At 62.8% G+C, this 23,507-nt stretch carries 17 protein-coding genes; 13 read left to right on the forward strand and 4 right to left on the reverse strand.

Annotation, left to right across the window (positions count from 1 at the left end; genetic code table 11):
* Positions 1 to 30 precede the first annotated feature (30 nt).
* Both AC1Q61_RS00295 and AC1Q61_RS00300 read right to left on the reverse strand, forming a co-directional pair.
* Complete coding sequence (locus tag AC1Q61_RS00295; protein WP_007731382.1) at positions 31 to 1,182, reverse strand: magnesium and cobalt transport protein CorA; 1,152 nt, start codon at positions 1,180 to 1,182, stop codon at positions 31 to 33.
* Between the two features lie 302 nt (positions 1,183 to 1,484).
* Complete coding sequence (locus AC1Q61_RS00300) at positions 1,485 to 2,102, reverse strand: TetR family transcriptional regulator (protein WP_007731377.1); 618 nt, start codon at positions 2,100 to 2,102, stop codon at positions 1,485 to 1,487.
* Positions 2,103 to 2,202: 100 nt separating this feature from the next.
* Here AC1Q61_RS00300 and AC1Q61_RS00305 point away from each other — a divergent pair, with 100 nt between their 5' ends.
* The 12 genes from AC1Q61_RS00305 to AC1Q61_RS00360 all read left to right on the forward strand — a co-directional run bounded on the left by AC1Q61_RS00305 (position 2,203) and on the right by AC1Q61_RS00360 (position 19,328).
* Entirely contained in the window at positions 2,203 to 3,117 is a 915-nt protein-coding gene (locus AC1Q61_RS00305) for an SDR family NAD(P)-dependent oxidoreductase (RefSeq protein WP_007731375.1), read from the forward strand.
* Positions 3,118 to 3,166: 49 nt separating this feature from the next.
* Positions 3,167 to 4,768, forward strand: a complete 1,602-nt coding sequence (locus AC1Q61_RS00310; RefSeq protein WP_007731373.1) for a PucR family transcriptional regulator — start codon at positions 3,167 to 3,169, stop codon at positions 4,766 to 4,768.
* A 144-nt stretch (positions 4,769 to 4,912) separates the two neighbouring features.
* The gene (locus tag AC1Q61_RS00315) at positions 4,913 to 6,511 is read left to right on the forward strand and encodes an ABC transporter substrate-binding protein (RefSeq protein ID WP_007731371.1); all 1,599 of its coding nucleotides are present in this window, start codon (positions 4,913 to 4,915) and stop codon (positions 6,509 to 6,511) included.
* A 227-nt stretch (positions 6,512 to 6,738) separates the two neighbouring features.
* Positions 6,739 to 8,340: an ABC transporter substrate-binding protein gene (locus AC1Q61_RS00320; protein ID WP_030535172.1), complete on the forward strand. Its 1,602-nt coding sequence runs from the start codon at positions 6,739 to 6,741 to the stop codon at positions 8,338 to 8,340.
* Between the two features lie 62 nt (positions 8,341 to 8,402).
* Positions 8,403 to 9,416 (forward strand): ABC transporter permease, encoded by a 1,014-nt coding sequence (locus AC1Q61_RS00325; protein WP_003940249.1) that lies wholly within the window; start codon positions 8,403 to 8,405, stop codon positions 9,414 to 9,416.
* A gap of 1 nt (position 9,417) precedes the next feature.
* Positions 9,418 to 11,298, forward strand: a complete 1,881-nt coding sequence (locus AC1Q61_RS00330) for a dipeptide/oligopeptide/nickel ABC transporter permease/ATP-binding protein (protein ID WP_225320135.1) — start codon at positions 9,418 to 9,420, stop codon at positions 11,296 to 11,298.
* The gene (locus AC1Q61_RS00335) at positions 11,295 to 12,086 is read left to right on the forward strand and encodes an ABC transporter ATP-binding protein (RefSeq protein ID WP_003940215.1); all 792 of its coding nucleotides are present in this window, start codon (positions 11,295 to 11,297) and stop codon (positions 12,084 to 12,086) included. The genes AC1Q61_RS00330 and AC1Q61_RS00335 overlap by 4 nt, the downstream gene beginning before the upstream one ends.
* Positions 12,083 to 15,442, forward strand: a complete 3,360-nt coding sequence (locus AC1Q61_RS00340) for a serine hydrolase (RefSeq protein ID WP_042925001.1) — start codon at positions 12,083 to 12,085, stop codon at positions 15,440 to 15,442. Before AC1Q61_RS00335 ends, AC1Q61_RS00340 begins: the two co-directional genes overlap by 4 nt.
* Positions 15,439 to 16,602, forward strand: coding sequence for a M20/M25/M40 family metallo-hydrolase (locus AC1Q61_RS00345; protein ID WP_042925004.1), 1,164 nt, complete (start codon positions 15,439 to 15,441; stop codon positions 16,600 to 16,602). Before AC1Q61_RS00340 ends, AC1Q61_RS00345 begins: the two co-directional genes overlap by 4 nt.
* A complete protein-coding gene (locus AC1Q61_RS00350; protein ID WP_007731362.1) occupies positions 16,580 to 17,401 on the forward strand; it encodes a GNAT family N-acetyltransferase in 822 nt (273 codons plus the stop codon). The genes AC1Q61_RS00345 and AC1Q61_RS00350 overlap by 23 nt, the downstream gene beginning before the upstream one ends.
* Positions 17,391 to 18,524 (forward strand): o-succinylbenzoate synthase, encoded by a 1,134-nt coding sequence (menC, locus tag AC1Q61_RS00355; protein ID WP_030535169.1) that lies wholly within the window; start codon positions 17,391 to 17,393, stop codon positions 18,522 to 18,524. The genes AC1Q61_RS00350 and menC overlap by 11 nt, the downstream gene beginning before the upstream one ends.
* A gap of 123 nt (positions 18,525 to 18,647) precedes the next feature.
* On the forward strand, positions 18,648 to 19,328 hold the full coding sequence (locus AC1Q61_RS00360; protein WP_003940028.1) for a 3'-5' exonuclease: 681 nt from the start codon (positions 18,648 to 18,650) through the stop codon (positions 19,326 to 19,328).
* A 28-nt stretch (positions 19,329 to 19,356) separates the two neighbouring features.
* Here AC1Q61_RS00360 and AC1Q61_RS00365 read toward each other — a convergent pair whose 3' ends face one another.
* The gene (locus tag AC1Q61_RS00365) at positions 19,357 to 20,784 is read right to left on the reverse strand and encodes an amidase (RefSeq protein ID WP_003940167.1); all 1,428 of its coding nucleotides are present in this window, start codon (positions 20,782 to 20,784) and stop codon (positions 19,357 to 19,359) included.
* Positions 20,785 to 20,899: 115 nt separating this feature from the next.
* Positions 20,900 to 21,766, reverse strand: a complete 867-nt coding sequence (locus AC1Q61_RS00370; RefSeq protein ID WP_030535167.1) for a helix-turn-helix transcriptional regulator — start codon at positions 21,764 to 21,766, stop codon at positions 20,900 to 20,902.
* 131 nt (positions 21,767 to 21,897) lie between these two features.
* On the opposite strand from AC1Q61_RS00370, the gene AC1Q61_RS00375 reads away from it, so the two are divergent.
* A complete protein-coding gene (locus tag AC1Q61_RS00375; RefSeq protein ID WP_030535166.1) occupies positions 21,898 to 23,502 on the forward strand; it encodes an acyl--CoA ligase family protein in 1,605 nt (534 codons plus the stop codon).
* The last annotated feature ends 5 nt before the right edge of the window (positions 23,503 to 23,507 follow it).

Below are 23,507 nucleotides of genomic sequence, written 5' to 3' on the forward strand. Positions count from 1 at the left end.
GCCCACAGCGCTTTCTACAGCCGGCGCTTTCTACAGCCAGCCCCGACGCTTGAAGATCGTGTAGAGACTTCCACAGGTCAGGAACATCATCGAGAGCGCAAACGGATAGCCCAAGTGCCAGTGCAGTTCCGGCATGTCGTCGAAGTTCATCCCGTACACGGTTCCGATGAGCGTCGGCGCGAAGAGAATTGCCGCCCACGCCGAGACCTTCTTGATCTCCTCGTTCTGCGCGTAGCTTGCCTGCGTCAGATTGCGCATCTCCTCGTTCTGGTTCTGCGACACCAGAGTTGCGTTCACCGTGAGGATGTTTCCGAGCAACTGACGAAAGCCGTCGGCCCGCTCCACCACAGTCGTCGCATGGTCGGTGACGTCGCGCAGGTATCGCTGGAGTTCCTCGTCCGTGTGGTACTTGTCGAACCCTGCCGACAACCCACGCAGCATTCCCAGCAGCGGACGCGTCGCCCGCTGGAATTCGATCACCTCACGGGTCAGTTCGTAGATGCGACGCGAAACTCCGGGATCGCCACTGAATACTTCGGTTTCGATCTCGTCGATGTCGTTCTGCAGTCCGGCCACCACCGGGGCGTACCCGTCGACGACTGCGTCGAGAATGGCATAGAGAACGGCCTCGGTACCCAACCGCAACAGGTCAGGATCGTTCTCCATGCGAGTCCGCACCGCCGACAGATCCGGCGATTCACTGTGACGGACGGTCAGAATGAAGTTCGGACCACAGAAGATGTGCAACTCGCCGAATTCGACCCGCTCGGTCTCGTCGCGGTACCGCGCAGCACGCAGCACCACGAACAGTGTCTTGCCGTAGCGCTCGAGCTTGGGGCGCTGGTGCGCGACGATCGCATCCTCGACCGCCAGTTCGTGGAGGTCGAAATGTTGTGCAGCGGCATACAACTGGGCGTCGTCGGGCCGGTACATGCCGATCCACGCCATCGACTGCGAATCCGGAAGGCATGACAGTGCTTCCGCCAGCGTGGACGGTGACGCTATCCGCTCGCCGTCGCGGTACACGCCGCTGTTGACGACGGTCGATTCGACGGGCGCCACCGCCTCGGGCGGGGCCGCCTTGACGACGGTGCGTGCGGCACGCGAGTGTCCGGGATGTGAGTCACCGAGCCCCGCGGAACGACGTGGCAGTACCGAACGTGAACGACGAAATTCGCGCATGCTGAACAGCTTTCGAGGGAAGAGTGAACGACGACGCTTGCTTCACAGCAAAGCCGAAGCCGATGAACACACGATGAAGCTGCAGCAAAATACCGGATCAACCCGGGCGGCTACAGCTTCAGTTGGTACTCGGAGGTTGGCCACGCACTACAGCCACACCTCCTCTTCCCTGAATTCCTACGCAAGTCCGCGCACGACGCCAACATGCTACCCCGACTGTCAGAGCACGACAAACCGAACGACAAGCCGCAGGACAGCACGAACCGGTCGGAGGAAACCCGCTCGACGAATGCAGCTTTCAGTCAGTTCGCAGCGCGCAATCCGCCGATCAACAGTTCGACGATCTGGTCCGCCAACGACTCCGTCTCCGCCAACGTCTGCCCTTCACGCCTTCGGTACCAGAGGTCGATGCCGTTGAGACTGCTGAGGAGGACTTTTGCCGCCATTCGAGGTGAGCCCGCACGAATGGAACCATCCGCGACACCTTCGGTCATCACGTCGACGAACAGATTCTCGTAATCGAGTCGCAGCGAATTCAGTTCCACGAGGACTTGCTGTTGTCTCGGTTTGAGCGCGGAGTTCATCTGGCCCCGGACGCCTTGGTGGATCGTGTGGTGGTACCCGAGATGTGTCATGAGATTGACCAGGTGGGCGTGCGACATCGCTTCGAGACGCGCGAGGCCGCTTTCTGCCCCGCCCATCCGAGACTCGACCTCAGCGCGGAGCAGGCTCATCCCGCGCTCGTAGATTGCCAGGTAGATGTCGAACTTGGAACGAAAGTGGTAGTAGACAAGACCTTTGGTGGCGCCGATTCGATCGGCCAGTAAATCTACAGTCGTGGCTGCGTAACCGTCTTCGGCAAAGGCGTCGGCGGCGCTGGTGATGATCGCGGATCGCACGTCCGGAAGATCACTACTCATTCGACTTCCACTCCCATTCACACTGCCTGCCGGCCCTTGACTGTTTCCACGCCATCGCATAGTAATACTGAGTAGTATCCCAGATCAGAGAGGTTTTCCAATGTCGTTGGATTTTTCCGGCAAGGTAGCGATCATCACGGGCGCAGGCGGCGGACTCGGCCGTTCACACGCATTGGCCCTCGCCGCACGCGGCGCACGCGTCGTCGTCAACGACATGGGTGGCTCGGTCAACGGCAGTGGCGGCGCTGATACCGCAGCAGCCAAGGTAGTGGCGGAAATCGTCGAGCTGGGCGGCGAGGCCATCGCGGACCACTGCGACATCACCGACGTCGACGCCGTTGCCGCCATGGTCGCGACGGCCGTGGACAAGTGGGGCCGCGTGGACATCCTGATCAACAACGCCGGAATCCTGCGCGACAAGTCGTTCATCAAGGCCGAGCTCGACGACTTCCGCAAAGTCATCGACGTGCATCTGATGGGTTCCGTCATCTGTTCCAAGGCAGTCTGGCCGCACATGGTCGAACAGAACTACGGACGCATCCTCATGACTACGTCGGCATCGGGAATTTACGGCAACTTCGGCCAGGCGAACTACGGCGCCGCGAAGTCCGGCGTCGTCGGCCTCATGAACGTTCTCGCCATCGAGGGCGAACGCAAGGGCATCCGCGTCAACTCGCTGGCCCCGACCGCCGCGACCCGCATGACCGAAGACCTCCTCGACGAGAAGACTCTCGCTCTGCTTGCACCCGAATCGATTTCACCCGGCGCACTGTTCATGGTCTCCGATGACGCACCGACGAAGACCATCCTCAGCGCCGGCGCCGGCGTCTTCGCGATCGCTCGCATGGAAGAGTCGCAGGGCGTCTACATCCCCGAAGGCGCACTCTCCCCCGAGGTCGTCGCCGAACGGTGGTCCGAGATCAGTGACATGACCGATTCCGTCCAGGTGCCCGCGGCGTTCGATCAGACCCGCCGGTTCGTCGAGAAGGCCGTGGCGGAGCAGCCCAGCAACTGAGCAGGGCAACCAGACAACTGATCGACCCCGCTCCCCCTAAGGTGTGGTGGTGACCACACCTACGGGAGTATCGATCGTCGACATCGTCGACAGACTGGGAATGACGTTCCTCAGCGGTGGCGACACCGTCGACGGCGCCCGCACTGTCAGCCGCGTGACCCTGCACGAAGGGTCCGAAGCTACCCAGGACAGTGCGGGCGCCGTCGTACTCGGCGCAGGTCTCGCAGGTTCGGCCGATATCGCAACGGCGGTAAGAGAATACGGCTCGGCAGGTGCGGTAGCGCTGATCGTCAAAGAGCCCCTGGACTTCGACGGCCTCGTCGAGAAAGCGGTGGCCGACACCGACGTCGCACTCCTCGGAATGGTCAAGGATGCAAGCTGGCTGCAAAGCGCGTCGTTGATCAACGAGATCCTCGAATCCGGCAACAACGGGGACCGCACGTCGGCCGCCGACGCCGACCTGTTCGATCTTGCCAACTCGATCGCTCAGGTATTGAACGGCCCGGTCACCATCGAGAATCAGTCGAGCCGGATCCTCGCGTTCTCGGCGGATCAAGCCTTCGGCGACGAGGCACGTAAGCAGAGTGTCCTCGGACATCAAGTGCCGCAGCACTATTCCGATCGGCTCAGGTCAATGGGGTATTTCAACAAGATCTACGGCTCTACCCTGCCGGTATTTCTACCGGGTATCGGGCCGGGCATCAGGCCCCGCGTCGGCATGCGAATACATGCGGCATCGCAGATCCTCGGTTCGATCTGGGTGATCTTGGACGAGGAGCCGAACGAATTACAGGTCAAAACGCTCGTCGAGGCTGCGGGCGTGGCCGCCATGAGTTTGCTTCGCGCCAAACTGGCCGCGGATTCGGCACGACGACTGAGGTTGGGCGAGGTGATCACGTTACTGAGTGGCGGCACTTCAGCGAAGGAAGCGGCCGAGCGACTGGGCTACGGCCGTTCGAAAGCAAACGTGCTTGCGGCCGGCTTCCGTAGCGGCGCCGGTGCATCGTTGGAGGCCGAAGCCGACGTCGATCAACTGGCCCTGACACTCAATACCTATCTCGACCAAGTATTTCCGCTGTCGGTGGCGGCAGCGATCGGCGGCACCGTCTACGCCGTAATCCCACACACCCGGCACCAGACCGACGACGACTACGTGCGTCGGATCGCGTCGGAGTTTGCAGACCGTTCCCGTTCGGAAAAGTCGGTGGTCATCGGAATCGGTGCGACAGTGGCCGACGTGATGACGCTGGAGAAGTCACGCGACGAAGCCGACCGAGCGCTTCGCGTTCTGAGGTCGACGTGGAATTCTTCGGGCCGGACCGTCGCGCGCGCCGACGACGTGCAGATCAATTCCCTACTTCTGCGCCTCTCCGACGCCCTGGCGGACGAGAACGAGACCGCATCGGGTCCGCTCGCGGTACTGCGTGAGTACGACCGCAGTCACGACATCAACCTTGTCGACACGCTCCGCGCCTGGCTCGACACGTTCGGCGACATTCCGGCTGCTGCGTCCTTGGTTCACATCCACGTCAACACGTTCCGGTACCGCCTCAAGAAGCTTGCCGGGATTGCCGGCATCGATCTCGATGATCCGGAAACTCGATTCAGCCTGATGCTCCAGCTTCGTCTCTTCCATCCGACAATGTTGTAGCGATCTACCAAGTCTCACGAAACATTCGTAAATCCGGACGATGTTCTCGTTCTTTTGTTGGGTGAAGATTCAAGCAATCGTCTTTTGCTCCTGACCCGACAGACCTCGCGTCACTCGGGCGGGACCACACCTTCCGGAGGCACCATGAAACAACGGTCCTACGCACTACTGGCTGCGGCAACTGGCACCGTTCTTGCCCTGACCGCGTGCTCAACGGGTGGCTCATCGGGTTCGGGTGGGGGTGAACCCGTCACGGACGGCACCTTCAAATTGGCTCTCGTGGCCGACCCCGGCGCTCTGAATCCGCTGATGACCGCCGCTTCGCCGGCGCACCAACTGGCGCGTCTGAGCTACGACTATCTGCTCCATCCGGATCCCGATACCGGCGTAACCAAGCCGTGGCTCGCCGAGAAATGGGAAGAGACAACCACTTCCGCGTCCTTCACCATTCGCGACGGCGTCACCTGTAACGACGGATCCGCTCTGACTGCCCAGACCGTCGCCGACAACGTCAATTTCATCACCAACGCAGCAAACAAATCCGCTCTCCGCGGGGTGTACGCACCGGCAACTGCAACTGCCACCGCCGACCCGGCGACCCGGACCGTAACGGTCACAACTCCGGAACCCTCTCCGTTCCTGCTTCTCAACCTGGCGCGAATACCGATCATGTGCGAGGCCGGGTTGAAGGATCCGACGGCGGCAAACAAGACGACCTTCGGGTCGGGCATGTTCCAGATGACCGAGGCAGTCGCCAACGATCATTACTCCTACGTTCGGCGCGACGGATACAACTGGGGACCGGACGGCACTACCTCCGACACTGCCGGTGTACCCAAGAATGTCGTCGCATCCATCATCACGAACAACAGCACAGCGGCCAACCAGGTGTTGTCCGGTGATCTGAATGCCGCTGCCGTCTCCGGCCCCGATCAGGACCGCATGAACGCCGCGAACTTGGATACCGTCAAGCAGCCTGCTCCAGCGGGCGAGATGTTCTTCAACCACAGTCCCGGCAATCCGACGAGCGATCCTGCCGTACGCAAGGCGCTGGTCCAGGCTCTCAATCTCGACGACCTCGCCGAGATCTTCACCGCCGGCCGCGGAACCCGATCGACCACGATGGTGTCCATCGAACCGCGGGCCTGCATCTACGACTCTGTCGCCGGAAACCTACCGGACTTCGATACCAGTGCGGCCGCAGCAACTCTCGAGTCTGCGGGCTGGAAGGTCGGCGCGGACGGTAAACGCAGCAAGGACGGCACACCGCTCCGAATTCGGATGGTCTACGAGACGTTCGGCGACGCGACCGATGCTGCCGCCGACGTCGCAGTCAACGCGTGGAACGACCTGGGCGCCACCGTTGAACTCACCAGTGGAGACTCGAACAAGATTCTCGATGTCGCACTCAGCGGCAAGGACAACACGGCGTGGGATGTCGCGTGGGAGCCGATCAACGTCGCGCTGCCCAGCATGCTGGTCCCCTTCCTCTCCGGTCCGGTGCCCGCTGCGGGAATGAACTTTGCGTCGATCTCCAACCCGGCCTACGACGCAGCCGTCACCAAGGCTTCCGGGCTGACGGGCGAGGACGCTTGTGCCGCTTGGGCAGACGCTGAGTCCGAGATCATCAAAGCAAACTCGGCGGTACCTTTTGCCGACAAGATCACGACTCTCTACTTCAACAATGCGGGTCTTGCATTCGGCCGCAATTTCATCGGTTCGGCCCTGCGCCTGTACCAGTAGACCGCCGGTAGCGACCGGGGAAATCGTCGTGTTTCGCCGGTCGCTGTCGGTATACGGACAGGTATTCACTGATCCTGACGGTTTTCGTGGGAGCGGACGAAAATCGACCCGATTTTCGTGAGGATCGACAGAGATGCGCGTCACGTCATGCGCCAAGATTTAGCAGTCAACACTCAACCGCGCCCTCACGTTTTTCGCTCGGGCCCCTGCTCCATCACGGAGGCACCATGAAACACCGCTTCTATCCAACACTTGCGGCAGCCGCAGGGCTCACGCTTGTGTTGTCTGCTTGTGGCTCGGGAGGCACGTCCTCGGGCGCCAGTGGCGGTGAACCGGCCACCGACGGGACCTTCCGTTTCGCCCTGCAGGCCGATCCGGGTGCTCTCAACCCGATCATGTCGGCCGCCTCGGCGACCGCCGAGTTGTCGCGTTTGGCGTACGACTACCTGATCTACCAGGATCCCGATACCAGTGAAGTCGGACCGTGGTTGGCGGAGAAGTGGGAGGAGACCCCGACCTCGGCGTCCTTCACCATCCGTGACGGGGTGACCTGTACCGACGGATCGACGCTGACACCGCAGACCGTCGCGGACAACATCAACTTCGTGGCCAACCCGGACAACGGTTCACAGTTGCGCGGGTCCTCCGTGCCGACCGGCGCCACTGCGACTGCCGATCCTGCAACGCGCACTGTCACGGTGACCACTCCGGCGCCGAGCCCGTTCCTTCTTCTCAACGTCGGTCGCCTGCCGATCCTGTGCGAGGCCGGATTGAAAGATCCGACAGCGTCGAACAAGAAGTCGCTCGGCACCGGCATGTTCGAAGTCACCGAAGTTGCCGCCAACGACCACTACACGTTCCAGCGTCGCGAGGGCTACAACTGGGGCCCCGACGGCACGACCTCCGACACCCCGGGCGTCCCCAAGACGGTCGTCGCCGCCATGTCGCCGAACGTGAGCACCGCCGCAAATCAGCTGCTCTCGGGTGAACTCAACGCAGCTCCGATCGCCGGTCCGGACAAGGACCGCGTCGCGGCAGCCAATCTGGACTCCGTCGGTCGGCCACTGCCGGCAGGCCAGATGTACTTCAACCAGATCGCGAGTAATCCCACCAGCGATCCCGCAGTGCGCAAGGCCCTGATCCAAGCGGTCGATCTCGACGACCTCACTCAGGTCATCACCGCCGGACACGGGGTCCGGGCAACCAGCCTCGTCGCCGTCGAACCGCGCGCCTGCGTTTACGACTCTGTCGCAGGCAACATTCCGGACTTCGACCTCACTGCCGCCAAGGCAACACTGGACGGCGCTGGTTGGACCGCCGGCGCTGACGGCAAGCGAAGCAAGGATGGCAAGCCGCTCAATCTCCGTCTCGTGTACGACGGCACCGACGATCCGCGCAACGCGGCGGCCGAACTTGCTCAGTCGGCGTGGTCCGAACTCGGCGCAAACGTCGAGGTGACCGGGGGCGACTCGAACAAGATCATCGACGTCATTCTGAGCGGCAAGGACAACTCTGCCTGGGACATCGCCTGGGTCCAGGTCAACTCCTCGCTGCCCAGCACCTTCACTGCGTACTTTGCCGGGCCGGTTCCCGCAGCAGGCAAGAACTTCGGATCGGTCAGCAACCCCGCCTACGAAGCAGCAGCCACCAAGGCTTCCGGTCTGACCGGTAGCGACGCTTGTGACGCCTGGGCCGACGCCGAGTCGGAGCTCACCAAGACGATCGCGGCCGTGCCCTTCGCAGACTCCGTCATGAACGTGTACTTCAACAAGGCCGGACTCTCATTCGGCAAGTCGCTCAACGGTTCTGCGCTGCGTCTCTACCAGTAGGCCGTCCGCCCACTCTGAAATATCTTCCCGCCCCAGCATCCCGCCCTCCGGAAAGACAGCCCATGAGTCAAACTATTGAAGCCGCGAAACCAGAAGCGGCGCCTCAGGCTCGAGCAAAGTGGCTCGAGTCCGACAGCTGGCCCGCATATCTTCTGCGTCGTTTCGGCACCTTCGTGATTTCACTCTGGGCGCTGGTGACTGCGGCGTTCCTGATGCTCCAACTGATTCCGGGAGACCCGGTTCGGTTGGCACTGGGAATGAACGCACCGGTCGAACTGGTCGAGACAACGAGGTCTCAGCTCGGTTACGACCTTCCCTTGTGGCAGCAGTACTTCCGATTCGTCGGCGGGTTGCTGAGCGGGAATCCCGGTGACTCGATCACCTTGAGGACTCCGGTCTTCGAGGTGATCGCGTCCCGCCTACCGGCAACACTCGAACTGGCTGTACTCACAGTCGTCACGGTGCTGCTAGTGGGCATTCCGATCGGCCTCATCTTCGCTGCACTGACCCGCAACGGTCGACGACGCGGAGTCGAGATCGGTTACACCGCAACGTCGGGCACCATCGCCGTGATCCCCGAGTTCATGTTCGGTACGGCGCTGGTCTACCTCTTTGCCGTCACGTTCCCTGTTCTGCCCGTCGCCGGCCGAGGTGGACCGGAAAGCTACATCCTCCCGGTCGCGGCCATGTCGATCGGTGCCATCGCCTCGATGTCGCGCATCGTCCGTGCAGAGGCGCTCGGCGTGTTGGACATGGACTACATCCGTACGGCGCGCGCCAAGCGAATGCCCGTGGCACGAATCTACTTCCGTCATGCAATGCCCAACCTCATGACGTCGACGCTGACGCTCGCCGGACTCCTCCTGGGTGGTCTGATTGCCGGCACCGTGCTCATCGAGAGCATCTTCGCCTGGCCCGGCATGGGCATGGCGCTGGTCAAGTCCATCACCGAGAAGGACTACCCGCTCGCCCAGACACTGGTCGTGATCTACGGCGCCATCGTCCTTCTCATCAATTTCATCGTCGACGTGGTGCTCGCTCTCATCGACCCACGATCCACAATTCGGGAGAACTGAGTTGAGCACCTCACCTACGGCCCCCACTGCGGCCCCCAAGACGCCCCCGCGACGACACTGGATCGTCGGAACGTTCCGCACCCCATTGGGAATCCTGGCCCTCACCTTCCTGACCGCTCTGATCGCCCTCGTCATCTTCGGACCGATGATCTGGGGTGACGCCGCTGTCGCAGCCAACCCGAAGGCACTCTCTCAGGGACCGAGTTCCGAGCACATCTTCGGCACCGACGCCGGCGGGCGTGACGTCTTCGCCCGCACGATGACCGCCGCGAGACTGTCGGTGCTCATGGCTCTCGGAGCCGTCGCACTCGGTGTCACAATTGGCCTGATACTCGGTACGCTCCCGACGCTCGCTCCCCGCTGGGTCGGACGAATGGTCGTGGCATTCCTCAACTTCGCCATCGCATTCCCCGGACTGCTCCTCGCGATCTTCCTGTTGGTCGTTCTCGGACAGGGTGCTGGCAGCGCGGTGATCGCCATCGGTCTCGCCCTGGCCTCGCCGTTCGCGAGGTTGACGTACGCACTGGCTTCGTCGGTCAACGGACGCGACTTCATCGACGCAGCACGCATCCTCGGGGTTACCAAGCCGGGGCTGCTGTTCCGCCACATTCTCCCCAATATCCGTGAACCACTCATCGTCAATGCCAGCATCGCTGTCGGCAGCGGCCTCGTGGTCTTCGCCGGACTCTCGTTCCTCGGCTTGGGCATTCAGCCGCCTGCATTCGACTGGGGCCGGATGCTCAACGAAGGTCTGTCGAAGATCTTCGTCAACCCGGCCACCGCACTCGCCCCCGGCATCGCCGTCGTGCTCGCCGGCTTGACCTTCACGCTGCTCGGCGAGGCCATTGCTCGCGGCGCGGGAGTTCGCAGCCCGATCAGCAGTCGCCTGCCGAAGTGGAAGCCGATCAACCGGAAAACTGCCCAGGCCGATTCGGCGCCCACCGACGAAGACGCGGTACTGACCGTCCGCAACATGTCCGTCGCAGTCCCCGCGGGTGACGACTGGCGTCGCCCCGTCGACAACATCAGTTTTACAGTTCACCGCGGCGAAACCGTGGGCATCGTCGGTGAATCCGGGTCCGGAAAGTCACTGAGTTGCATGGCAATCGCGCAGCTGACCGACCACCCCACCGTGGTCGACGCCGGGCTCATCGAGTTCGACGGCACCGTGCTGATGAAGGACGGCAAGCGGCCGGACGACGCGGCTTCGCGCAAGGTTGCCCGCCAACTCGGCACACGTATGGCGATGGTGTTCCAGGATCCGATGTCGTCCATGAATCCGTCTCTCAAGGTCGGATACCAGGTCGCCGAGATCGGTTGGCTCCACGAAGGTATGAGCAAGGCCGACGCGAAGAAGGCGGCAGTCGAGCGACTGAACGCCGTCAAGATCCCCGACGCGCCCAGGCGTGCGAAGCAGTACCCCCACGAGTTCTCCGGCGGTATGCGTCAGCGCGCGATGATCGCCATGGGTCTGATGGGTAAGCCCGCTCTGATCATCGCGGACGAACCCACCACTGCGCTCGACGTGACCGTTCAGCGTGAGGTCCTCGGGCTGCTCCACGAGGTTCGCGAAGAAACCGGCGCCGCAATCCTTCTCATCTCGCACGACATGGCCGTCATCACCGGCATGTGCACCCGTGTCCTCGTCATGTTTGCCGGCGAAATCGTCGAAGACATCGCAGTCGACGATCTGATTGCCGGCCGTGCAAAGCATCCGTACACCCGCGCGCTGATCGCCGCGGTCCCCACCATGAGCACCGATCGCGACAAGCCGCTTGCCACCGTCGACGAAGCCTGGCAGGTGGAGAGCCTCGACGCCGAGGAGAGCACCGCCGACATCGAGTTGGAAGAACTGTTGGCTGTTGCAGAGGAGATCCGATGAGCAGACTCGAATTCCGTGACGTCAACGTCCACCTCGGTAGCGGTTCGAAAAAATTCCACGCCGTCAAGAACATCAATCTCGACATCCCCTCCGGATCGGTGGTCGGTCTCGTCGGTGAATCGGGTTCCGGAAAGTCGACACTGGCGCGAGCAACTGTCGGCCTGGCCGAGCCCAGTTCCGGCCAGATCCTTCTCGACGGTGTGGACGTCGCTCACGCCCGCGGCGCGACGGCTCGTCTGCGCCACCGGATCCAGATGGTCTTCCAAGATCCGTACTCGTGCCTCGACCCGCGAATGACCATCGGCCAGTCACTCGCCGAGGCGCTGCGGTCCACCGAGCGTCGTGACAAAGCTCGGCGCAGCCGCGGCGACCGCGCCGCCGAGGTCGCTCGACTCCTCACCACCGTCCAACTGCCGGTGGAGAAGGCGCACGAATACCCATCGTCGTTGTCGGGTGGTCAGCGCCAACGCGTTGCCCTCGCGCGGGCTTTGGCAGCCGCACCGGCAGTTCTGCTTGCCGACGAAATCACCTCCGCTCTGGACGTGTCCGTGCAGGGCGCGGTTCTGAATCTGTTGGTGGATCTGCAGAAGCAGCTTGGTCTGACGGTTCTGTTCGTCAGTCACAACCTGGCGGTGATCCGCTACGTCTGTGACCACGTCGCAGTCATGCTCGGCGGCGAGATCGTCGAGCACGGGCCGGTTCTCGACGTGATCGATTCGCCCAAGGAGCCGTACACGGCAAAGCTGTTGTCCGCGATCCCGACATTCGGGGAGCCGATGTTCCAATGACAACGCCGACCACTCTCGACTCCCCCGCTGCCGTAGCCCGTGCCGAAGAACGTCGTTCGGCGAGAATCCAGGATTACGCGTCGGTGGTTACACCGACCGACATCGCCGTATCGGCGTCGGGACGCATTGCATACGTACGTACCGAAGCGAATCCGGCTGCGGATACCAACGAGCACTCGATCTGGTTGGCTTCCCCGCAACTACAGCTCACCGCGGGACCTGCCGACACCTCGCCGGCTTGGCATCCCGTTTCGACGCTGTTGGTCTTCGTTCGGCCGGATTCCTCGGGCACACCACAACTGTGGAAGGTCGACGCCACCGGGGGCCCGGCAACACAGCTGACCACCACGGCGCAGCTCCCGCTCGGCGCGGGGGCACCGGTGTTCTCTCCCGACGGCGCTCGGATCGCCTTCAGCGCCCCCGTCGACCGCACTGCCGCCGGATCGTCATGCCTCTTGGTGGCGAAGCGCCTCAACTACAAGGTCGACGGATCCGGTGTCCGGGGCAGCGTTCGGGCGCACCTGTTCGAGTTCGATCTGGCCGCCGGCTCACTACGGCAGCTGACGGACGGCGATTGGGACGCTTCGCATCCCGCGTACAGTCCCGACGGCACCGAACTGGCTTTCACCGCGGCGATGGACGGCGACGCCGATCTGACGCGGGCGAGTTCCGCCTGGACCGTATCGCTGACTGATCTCGCCTCCGCTCCGCGGATGTTGGGGCACGCACGCGGCATCGCAGGACCACTTGCATGGACACCTGCCGGCGACGCGGTCGTAGCCGTCGGTTGGCACACACCGATCATTCACAACAACGAACTTCTTGTCCTGCACCGCGACCAGCGAGTGGAAGACCGCAGCCTGACGTCCGGACTCGACCGAAACGTCATGCCGGGCGGGACCGGTTATCCCGGTGGCGCACCGAGTTTCACCGCCGACGGCGACATCGTCTTCTGCATCCGCAACCACGGCTCCACCGAACTGCACAAGGTCGATTTCGGATCAGGCTCCGTCTCACCACTTCTCACCGGCGAGCGGACAGTGGTCTCAGGCCTTGCCCTGACGTCCGGGCGAGCCGTCGTCGCGCTGGCAACGGCGACATCCTTCGGCGAGGTCGCCGTCATCGACCTCGAGACTCGTGCAGTCGAAACCGTCACCGAATTGAACACGGAACTGACAACTTCCGTCGCGTTTCCAGTCGCCTCCGAGCGTTGGTTCGACATCAGCGACGGCACCCGTGTTCAGGGTTGGATCCTGCGCGACCCGAACGTCACGGGCGCCGGTCCGCTGGTTCTGGACGTCCACGGCGGACCACACAATGCCTGGACCGGAACGCCGACCGTGATGCACGCATACCACGCGGAACTGGTCGCGCTGGGATTCACGGTCTTGATGATCAATCCGCGCGGAAGTGACGGCTACGGAAACGACTTCTTCGACGGTGTGCGGGACGGCTGGGGTGAGGCAGATCGTGCCGACCTGCTCGAACCGGTCGAAACCCTTGTCGCCGAGGGGATGGCCGATCCGAAGCAACTGGTACTCACGGGCTACAGCTACGGCGGATTCATGACGTGCGCCCTGACGTCCGTCACCGATCGGTTTGCCGTCGCAGTCGCCGGTGGTCTCGTTTGCGACATCGCGAACACAGCCGGCCCCTCGGACGAGGGCATCTTGCTGCAGACGGTCGAATTCGACCCGCAGTCATCTCGGGTACGGGAACTTTCGCCGCTGGGGCGAGTCTCCCAGGTGACGACACCGACGCTGATCCTTCACGGCGGCAGCGACGTCCGTTGCCCGGTCAACCAGGCCGAACAGTGGTTCGGTGGACTGCGTTTGGCCGGCACCCCGACCGAGTTGGTGGTTTTCCCGGACGCGTCACATGCCTTCGTGTTGACGGGTCGGCCGTCCCACCGACTGGAGTACAGCACTCGTCTCGTCGACTGGATCGAACGGCACCTCTCCCCCAAGCCCGCACTGACCACGGTCGATCCCGACTACTGGCAGTACCGACTCGACACCCTGAGTGCGAAGTACGGGGTGCCCGGCGCCTCACTGGGAATTCTGACCACAACCCGCAGCGGATTCTCCCGCACCGTGGTCACGTCCGGTGTCGTCAGTACCCGCACCGGCGTCGCGGCTACGCCCGACACGCTGTTCCAGATGGGTTCGATCAGCAAGGTCTGGACGGCCACCCTGATCATGCAGCTCGTCGAAGAAGGATTGCTGGATCTCGACTCACCTGTCCGGAACATCCTGCCGGACTTCGCAGTTGCCGACGCGGTAGCCACCGAAACGGTCACGACTCGCCACCTGTTGACTCACACCAGTGGCATCGACGGTGACGTTTTCATCGACGGCGGGCGCGGCGACGACTGCGTCGAGCGATACGTCGCATCACTGAAATCAACGGTGCAGCTCTTCGCCCCCGGCACCGATTGGTCGTACTGCAACACCGGCTTCGTGATCGCCGGACGAATCATCGAGGTTCTCCGAGGTAAGAGTTGGGACGCGGTTCTGCGCGAGCGGATCATCGAACCGCTCGGCCTGACCAAAACCACGACCCTGCCTGAGGAGACGGCACTGCACCGCGCTGCAGTCGGGCACGTCGGCGCTGCCGACGACCTCGAGCAGACACCACAATTCCTCATCCCTCGCTCGATGGGCCCCGCCGGTCTCATCAACAGCACCGCCGAGGACCTTCTTCTGTTCGCGCAGGATTCGATGCGCGAGGATCCGATTCTGCTTCAGCGGTCCACCCATCTGGCGATGCTCGAGGAGCGCCGCCAGATCGGTGACGTGTCGTCAGCGGACATCATGGGAACCACGTGGCTGCTGCATAATTGGGGCGGGGTACTGGCTCATGGCCACAATGGCGGAACTCTCGGCCAGCAGTCGTTCTTGCGAGTGGTGCCGTCGTGCGGTCTAGCCGTGGTCCTGATGGCCAACGGTGGAGCAATGGACGCTCTCTCCGGCGATCTTCTGGCTGAAGTAATCGGTTCCATAGGCGGCGTCAGTGTGACACCGGCATTCTCGCCTGGTGACCCCCACACCCGCGTCACGTCCTCACCTGAAGAACTCGATGCGCTGTGCGGCCTGTACCGCGATGCCGCAGCCGATTTCGTCTTGGAAAGGACCGGCGGTTCCCTGACCGCCCGCCGCACCGATCACATCGACCCTTCGGTCACCGCCGAAAGCGCAGAGTCCGTCTCTCTCAGCCTGATCGAAGTTCACCCTGGAGTATTCGCGACCCAACTACCTCAATCAGCGGGTTGGATCCGGATCACTTTCTCCGACAACGGGAGTACACAATTGCTACACGTCGGAAGCCGCGCGTATCCGCGAGTGAACAACCGATGACCATTCTCCGCGATCTGGCCGAGCGCCAACTTCCTCAGATCCTCGAGGACGCCATCGCGCTCATCGAAGTCGAGTCGCCGTCACACGATCTCGAAGCTGTTGCCCGCAGCGCGAAGTGGACGTCAGACCTTGTCCACGAACGACTCGGCGTGACACCGGAGTCGATAGTGACGGAAGGCCGTACCCATCTGGTGACCCGTTTCGGCAGCTCACCGACGCGGCTGATGCTGCTCGGTCATCATGACACCGTGTGGCCGATCGGCACCCTGACACGCCTGCCCGCAGCCGTCACCGACGGAGCGCTCCGAGGTCCGGGCGGACTCGACATGAAACTTGGTGTCGTTCAGGCAATCCACGCCCTCGCTATCGTCCGGGAGCTGCACGGCGACGATGCACTCGACGGAATCACACTCCTCGTGACCGGTGACGAAGAAATCGGTTCACCCACGTCGCGGTCCCTCATCGAGGAACTTGCGGCAGGCGCGGTACTGGTTCTCGAGGCCGGCGGTGACGGTGGCGAACTGAAGACTGTCCGCAAGGGAGTGTCGCTGTATCGGATCCATGTTGCCGGTCGCGCCGCCCACGCCGGGCTGGAGCCGGAAAAAGGCATCAACGCTGCAGTAGAACTGGCTCGTCTCGTGATCGCGATCAACGACTTGTCCTCGCCGGCGCAGGCAACCACCGTCACCCCGACTGTCATTTCAGCCGGAACCACAACCAACACCGTTCCGGCAGAAGCCTTCGTCGACGTGGACGTGCGCGCGACCAGCGCTGCCGAGCAGGAGCGCGTCGATGCGAATATCCGAGCCCTGCAGGCAATCCACCCCGCAGCCGTAGTCACGGTCTCGGGTGGCGTCAACCGTCCCCCTCTCGAAGCGACGATGTCCGCACCGTTGCTGGCGTTGGCGGAACGCGTTGCGCTCGAGCATGATCTGACTCCTCCCGTCGGCCTCGCCGTCGGCGGAGCCTCGGACGGAAACTTCACTGCCGGCATCGGCATCCCCACCCTCGACGGCCTCGGTGGCGTCGGCGGCGGTGCACACGCCGAGACCGAGCATGCGCTCGTGTCCGCAATCGCTCCGAGAACGGCGTTGGTTGCGGGCCTTATTCGTTCGATCACGTCTGAAGGGGGCCCTCGTGTCGAAAAGCAAAGCGGTTGAGTTTCGAGAACTGGTCGATACCCGCGAAATAGCCGATCTATCCGCCGTTTTCGACGAGATCTGGGCTACCAGTCCCGGACCGGCTCATTTCGGCACTGCGATGTTGGTTGCGCTTCACCACGGTGGTCACTACGTGGTGGGAGCCTTTTCCGAAGGCGAAATGATCGGTGGTTGCGTCGGATTCTTCGTCGAGCCTCTCGGCGAGGTTCTGCACTCACACATCGCCGGAGTACTACCGGGACACGCAGGCAAGGGAATCGGCCGCGCCCTCAAGCATCATCAGCGAGACTGGTGCATCGAGCGCGGCGTCAGGACGATCCGGTGGACCTTCGATCCACTGGTCGCACGAAATGCCTATTTCAACATTCAGCGTCTCGGAGCCGAACCGGCCGAATACAACCCGGATTTCTACGGGTCGATGGCAGACGGAATCAACGCAGGCGACGCCAGCGATCGTATGCTCGTCAGTTGGGACCTCGACGTCGATGGGTCTCCGAGTTCTACTGTGGCCGTGAATGATACATTCAAGGTGCTTCAACCCACCGAAGACGGTACGCCTCGAATGCTCCCGATCCCACCCGACTGCGTCGATATCGCAGTCGGAATACCCAGAGACATCGAGCATCTGAGAACAGTCGACCGCGCCTCTGCCTTTGCCTGGCGACACGCGCTTCGCGAGTACCTCGAACCACTGATCGCCTCGAAGGAATGGCAATCGACCGGCTTCGACCCCAGCGGCTATTACATGTTCACGAAAATCTGCGAGACAACCGGAGAAGAGCAAGTCCATGCACATTGAGTCCGTCGAATTGCGCGAACTGCGCATCCCTCTCGTCTCCCCCTTCACCACGTCATTCAGCACCCAGCTCGAGCGCAACACCCTCGTCCTGAAAGTGAGCGGCACCACCGACGGCCCCAACGGTCCGGTGGAGACCGTCGGCTGGGGCGAGTGCGGCTCGCTCAGCGATCCGTACTACAACTCCGAATACACCGCTGGTGCGCGGGCGATGCTTCGCGAGTATCTCGTTCCGACGCTGCGTAAGTCGCAGTCGGATCAGCCGCTCTCGGCCGAGACGGTCGGCAGCGTACTTCACCACGTCGTGGGTCACCAGATGTCGAAGTCGGCTATCGAAATGGCAATCCTCGATGCTGAATTGCGCGCTCGTGGACAGTCTTTCGCTCGGTACCTCGGTGCCACTCGCACTCGGGTGCCCTCGGGAGTGTCCGTCGGCATCCAGGACAGCATTCCGCAGCTACTCGAAACCGTCGGTAATTATCTGTCGCAGGGTTACGTGCGAATCAAACTGAAGATCAAGCCGGGCTGGGACATCGCTCCCGTGGCTGCGGTGCGCAAGGAGTTCGGCTACGACGTTCCTCTGCAGGTCGACGCGAATGCCGCGTACACCCTCGTCGACGCGCAGTTGCTGCGCCGCCTGGACGAATTCGCACTGCTCCTCATCGAACAGCCGCTGGCCGAGGACGATTTGGTGCAGCACGCCAAGCTTGCCCAGTCCCTCTCGACTCCGATCTGCCTCGACGAGTCGGTCGAGTCGGCCAAGGATGCGGCGGATGCCATCACGCTCGGCGCCGCTTCGGTCATCAACATCAAGCCGAGCCGCGTAGGTGGATATCTGGAAGCCAAGCGCATCCACGATCTCGCCTCGGCGCACGGTATTGCGGTGTGGTGCGGCGGAATGCTCGAGACCGGAATCGGCCGCGCCGCCAACGCAGCCCTCGCGGCGCTGGACGGATTCACGCTGCCCGGCGACATCTCGGCGTCCGATCGCTTCTACAAGGAAGACATCACCGAACCTTTTGTCATCGAGGACGGCCACATCGCCGTGCCGCAGGGACCGGGCTTCGGTGTGACTCCGCGCGAAGACGTCATGGATCGCTTCACGGTCGGAACCGAGATTCTGTAGGTCCGTCACACAGTCACGCAGCAGCCACCTCCACCGTCACCCCGGAGGTGGCTGTTCGTCGTTTGTGTCGGTAGGGGGGTGCATAGTGATTCGGACATGACGTTCTGCACCGAAAGGCCCCCGATGAGTAGCTGGTCCGATCGCCCGATCTGCGCGTTCGACCTCGAGACCACGGGGCGGGATCCGTCGACCGCTCGTATCGTCAGTGCCTGCGTCGCGGTGATTGACGGTTCGAGTGTCGAAACACGCACGTGGCTACTCGATCCCGGCGTCGACATCCCCGCCGGCGCCTCGGCTGTTCACGGCATCAGCACCGAGTTCGCGGCGCAACACGGCCAGGATTATTCCGAGGGCTACGAAGAGATTCGCGAGGCTCTGCACAATTCCTGGGCGCGCGATCACGCCGTCGTGGCGTTCAATGCCTCCTATGATCTGACGGTCATGCATGCCGAGGGTCTGCGCATCGGCAAGCCTGCATTCGTTCCGGGGTTGGTGATCGATCCGTACGTGATCGATCGGGCGATGGATACGTTCCGCAAGGGCAAGCGAACGCTTGCGGCCGTGTGCGAGCACTACGGAATTTCATTGGAGTCGGCGCACGAAGCCGAGGCCGATGCCAAAGCTGCGGCAGCGTTGGCCCGCGAGTTGGCCGTGCGGTTCCCCGACATCCTGGGGCTCGATCTCATGGTCGATCAAGCCGATTGGCACGCCGAGCGGCAACGCGATTTCGCCGAGTACCTTCTCAGCCAAGGGAGGGACGTGGCAGATGTGAACGGCCAGTGGCCGATTCGCATCATCGCCTGACGTCCTCCCCGGCTCGGACGACCGCGCGCTACGCCGGGACCGGCGGCCACACCGGCGCAATGGACCACGGACGGGCTGTTTCGAGCTGCGACGCAACCTGAATCAGCAGATCTTCACGGCCGAACGCGCCGACCAACTGCACGCCGATCGGAACGCCGGCCGAGTCATGACCCATCGGCAAGGAAATCGCCGGCTGACCTGAACTGTTGAACGGACTGGTCAAGCCGCTGTACCCGGCCGAATGCTCCCAGATCGACATAGGATTCGCCGTATCGAGCAGACCGAGCGGAGCTGCCGGCCGAGCCATCGTCGGAGTCAGCAACAGGTCGTGATCGACAAAGAACGCACCGATCACCTGGGCGGCCCGCTCGAGTTCCTGCAATGCCTTGACAACGTTCGTCGCACTTTCGGACTTCGCGCGGTCGTAGATCATCCGCGCCATCGGCTCGAGGTCGTCGTCGCGGATCGCGCGGTTCAGGGCGTCGAGTCGTTCGTCGACCTCGATCGTCATCGGAATGCCCATCAACACCGAAAGCCCGGCAGTGAGCGCATCGAGCGGAAAGTTCGGGGCACTCTCGGTGACATCGTGACCGAGTTCTTCGAGCAGGCCGGCAACACCGGTCGCGACGGCCGAGCACTCCGGGTCCACCGGTGTGCCGTCAGGAAGAGCGTTACTCAGACCGATCCGCAACCGTCCGGGATCGGCACCCACTTCCTCGATGTACGGCCGCTTCGGCGCCAGGATCACGTAAGGATCGCCCACTGTCGGCCCGGCGGACAGATCGAGAAGCAGCGCAGTGTCGCGGACACTTCGGGTGAGCGCGTGATGAACACTCATCGGCGACGAGAAGAGCGTGCGCGCCGGTGCCGTCGGAGTACGTCCTCGGCTCGGCTTGAGGCCTACCAGGCCGCAGGCCGATGCGGGAATACGGATCGATCCACCACCGTCGCTGGCATGCCCGCCTGGCACGATCCCGACGGCAACAGCTACAGCCGTGCCACCCGAAGATCCGCCGGGCGAACGATCAAGGGCGTAAGGGTTACGGGTGGGTCCGAACAGCGCAGGTTCGGTACTCGCGTTCTTGCCGAACTCCGGGGTGTTCGTCTTGCCGATGACAACCAGACCAGCCTGGCGGTAGCGCTCGACGAGCGTCGAATCTTTTTCTGCCACAGCGTCGGCGAACAATCGAGATCCATTGGTGCTCGGCAATCCTGCGACGTCCATGCCGAGGTCTTTGATCACGAACGGGACGCCCTGCAGTGGACCATCCGGCAGGCCGCCTGATACCTCGTTGCGCGCTTCCTCTCGGCGCTCACTGATCACCGCGTTGACTGCCGGGTTGCGCTCGTCGAGCCTGTCCAGACTGAACTCGAGGACTTCCTTGGCGGAGACGTCGCCGCTCTTGATCGCTTCGGCCAGGCCGGTCATGTCGTTGTTGTCGAACAAATCCTGCATCGATGCCCTCATCACTCGTGTCGAACTCTGCCGATAGTGAGGTCCGTCATATCAACCGGAGTGGCGACGCAGTTCCGAAATTCCGCTTGGCGGGACCGATCAGAGAATCAAGCCCTCACAGAATCAAACCTTGCCGCCGCGCTTCCACGACCGCTTCGTGACGACTGCGGACGTCGAGTTTTCCCATCAGATTCCTCATGTACGTCTTGATCGTTTCGACGCTCAGGGACAACCTCTCGGCGATCTCGGCATTGCGCAGTCCGAGAGCGACGTACCCCATCACCTCCCGCTCGCGTGGCGACAGGACAACGGTGTTCGCGACTGGAGTGTTCGCGGAAGGTTTCGGCGACGCCAACGCCCGCAACTTTGCCTCGACCGCGAGGACCTGCGCGCTGAGAGCCATGTCCTCGAGGTTCGCCGCGATCTCGCCGAGCGCCAGGACGCTCTCGGTCAACCCTTCGGATATCTGGGCATCGCGGTTCGAACCATGTTCCACCGCAGCGGTATCGAGCATCGCCACCCGACGATCCACTTCGTCGCGAATCTCGAATTCTCGGGCCAACGCGTACGACGATCGCATCATCGTCTCTGCGATCACGTCGCCGATCGGCAGGTTGGCACGCAGTCCTCCGTAGATCGCTCCGCGAGTAACCCCGCGTACGACGATGGGGACTGCCATCAAGGATTCAATCGCTTCGGTACCCACTTCATAGTCGTAGTCGTGAGTGATGTGCGACGAGTTCGCGTAGTCCTGGACCGCGCCCGGTCGTTGTTCTGCGATCGCCCGACCGCCGAGTCCGCATTCGGCGTCGATCCGCAGGTTTCGCAGGATGTTGCTGCGCGTGCCGACGTGACCGGTGATGGTCAGCGACCGGTCGCTGACGCAGCCGCCGAACAGAACCGGCAACTCGGTTTTGGGGTGCAGCCGACGCAGTTCGGCGCGCAACGCGTCGTCGTCGCTCGGTCTCAGTACCCTGCTCACTCTCACCTCCACGTACCCAATTCAGAGGGTAGCGGCACCTTTGGCTGGGCAATAGCGTGCATCCAGGCCATTTGTAGTGCCGATCACACTTATCGTGACACCAACCGTGCCACGTCGCCTTCGGAGGAACCGTGTCTGTCCCGACAGCTGTTGCAGCCAACAACACCCCGCTCAGTCCGCTGCGCTTTCTCGAGCGCAGCGCCGCGGTGTTCCCCGAGCGCACCGCCGTCGTTCACGGCGACCGGACCTACTCGTACCGAGAGTTCGGTGACGAGGTCGCGGCTCTGGCCCGCGTCCTGCGTGAACGCATTCAGCCCGGTGACCGCGTTGCATACCTGGCGCCGAACGTACCCGAGATGCTGTTCGCGCATTTTGCCGTCCCCCTCGCCGGCGGGGTCCTGATCGCCCTGAACTCACGCCTCGCCGGTCCCGAACTCGAATACATTCTCGATCACTCGGGAACCACGATCCTGTTCGTGGACTCCGAATTCGTCGGTTCGGTCACCTCGTCCAAGGCAAACGTGGGGAGCCTGCGTGAGATCGTCGAGATCCCGGACTCCACCGTCCCCTATCCGGACGTTCCCACCGGAATCGTCACCGGGCAGTACGCCGATCTGATTGCCGAAGGCGAAGCTCTCTCCGATCAGCCACTGCACTGGGGCGTCGACGACGAGCAGCAGTGCATCGCCATCAACTACACCTCGGGTACCACCGGAAAACCCAAGGGCGTCATGTACTCCCACCGCGGGGCGTACCTGAACTCGCTCGGCGAGACATTCCACAACGGCTTCGACGGAGCGACGAAGTATCTGTGGACACTGCCGATGTTCCACTGCAACGGGTGGTGCACGCCGTGGGCCGTCACTCAGGCCGCGGGCACACATATCTGCCTGCGCGCGGTCCGCGCCGATGCGATCTGGGACGCCATCGACAATCTGGGCGTGACACATCTGTGCGGCGCTCCTACCGTCTGCTCCACCATCGCCGACGCAGACCAGGCCCACAAGGTCGACGCCTTGCGCATCACCACCGCCGGCGCTCCCCCGTCACCGACGATCATCGGAAAACTCGAAGACATCGGTGTCACCGTGGTTCACGTCTACGGCCTCACCGAGGTGTACGGCCCCTACACGATCTGCGAATACCAGGAAGCCTGGGACGACAAGCCGCAGTCCGAGCGCGCCGCACTTCTCTCGCGTCAGGGAGTCGGCATGGTGCAGGCCGAAAATGCTCGCGTTGTCGATGCCGAGATGAACGACGTCCCCGCCGACGGCCAGACCATGGGTGAGATCGTGCTCCGCGGCAACAACGTGATGCTCGGGTACTACCGCGACGAGGCCGCGACAGCCGAAGCATTTGCCGGTGGTTGGTTCCATTCCGGCGACCTCGGCGTCATGCATCCCGACGGATACATCCAGCTCAAGGACCGCGCGAAGGACATCATCATCTCAGGCGGCGAGAACATCTCCACCGTCGAGGTCGAGCAGGCAATCATGAGTCACCCCGCGGTGATCGACGTGGCAGTCGTCGGCGTTCCGGACGAGAAGTGGGGCGAGCGCCCGAAGGCATTCGTGGTGCTGGGCAAGGGATTACAGGCATCCGCCGAAGACATCGTCGAGCACACCCGCACTTTGCTGGCCGGGTACAAGGTTCCCCGCGACATCGTCTTCCCGCTCGACCTTCCTCGCACCCCCACCGGCAAGGTTCTCAAGTTCCAGCTACGCGCCGACAACTGACGCCG

Source organism: Rhodococcus sp. MPR-R1B, assembly GCF_058793255.1.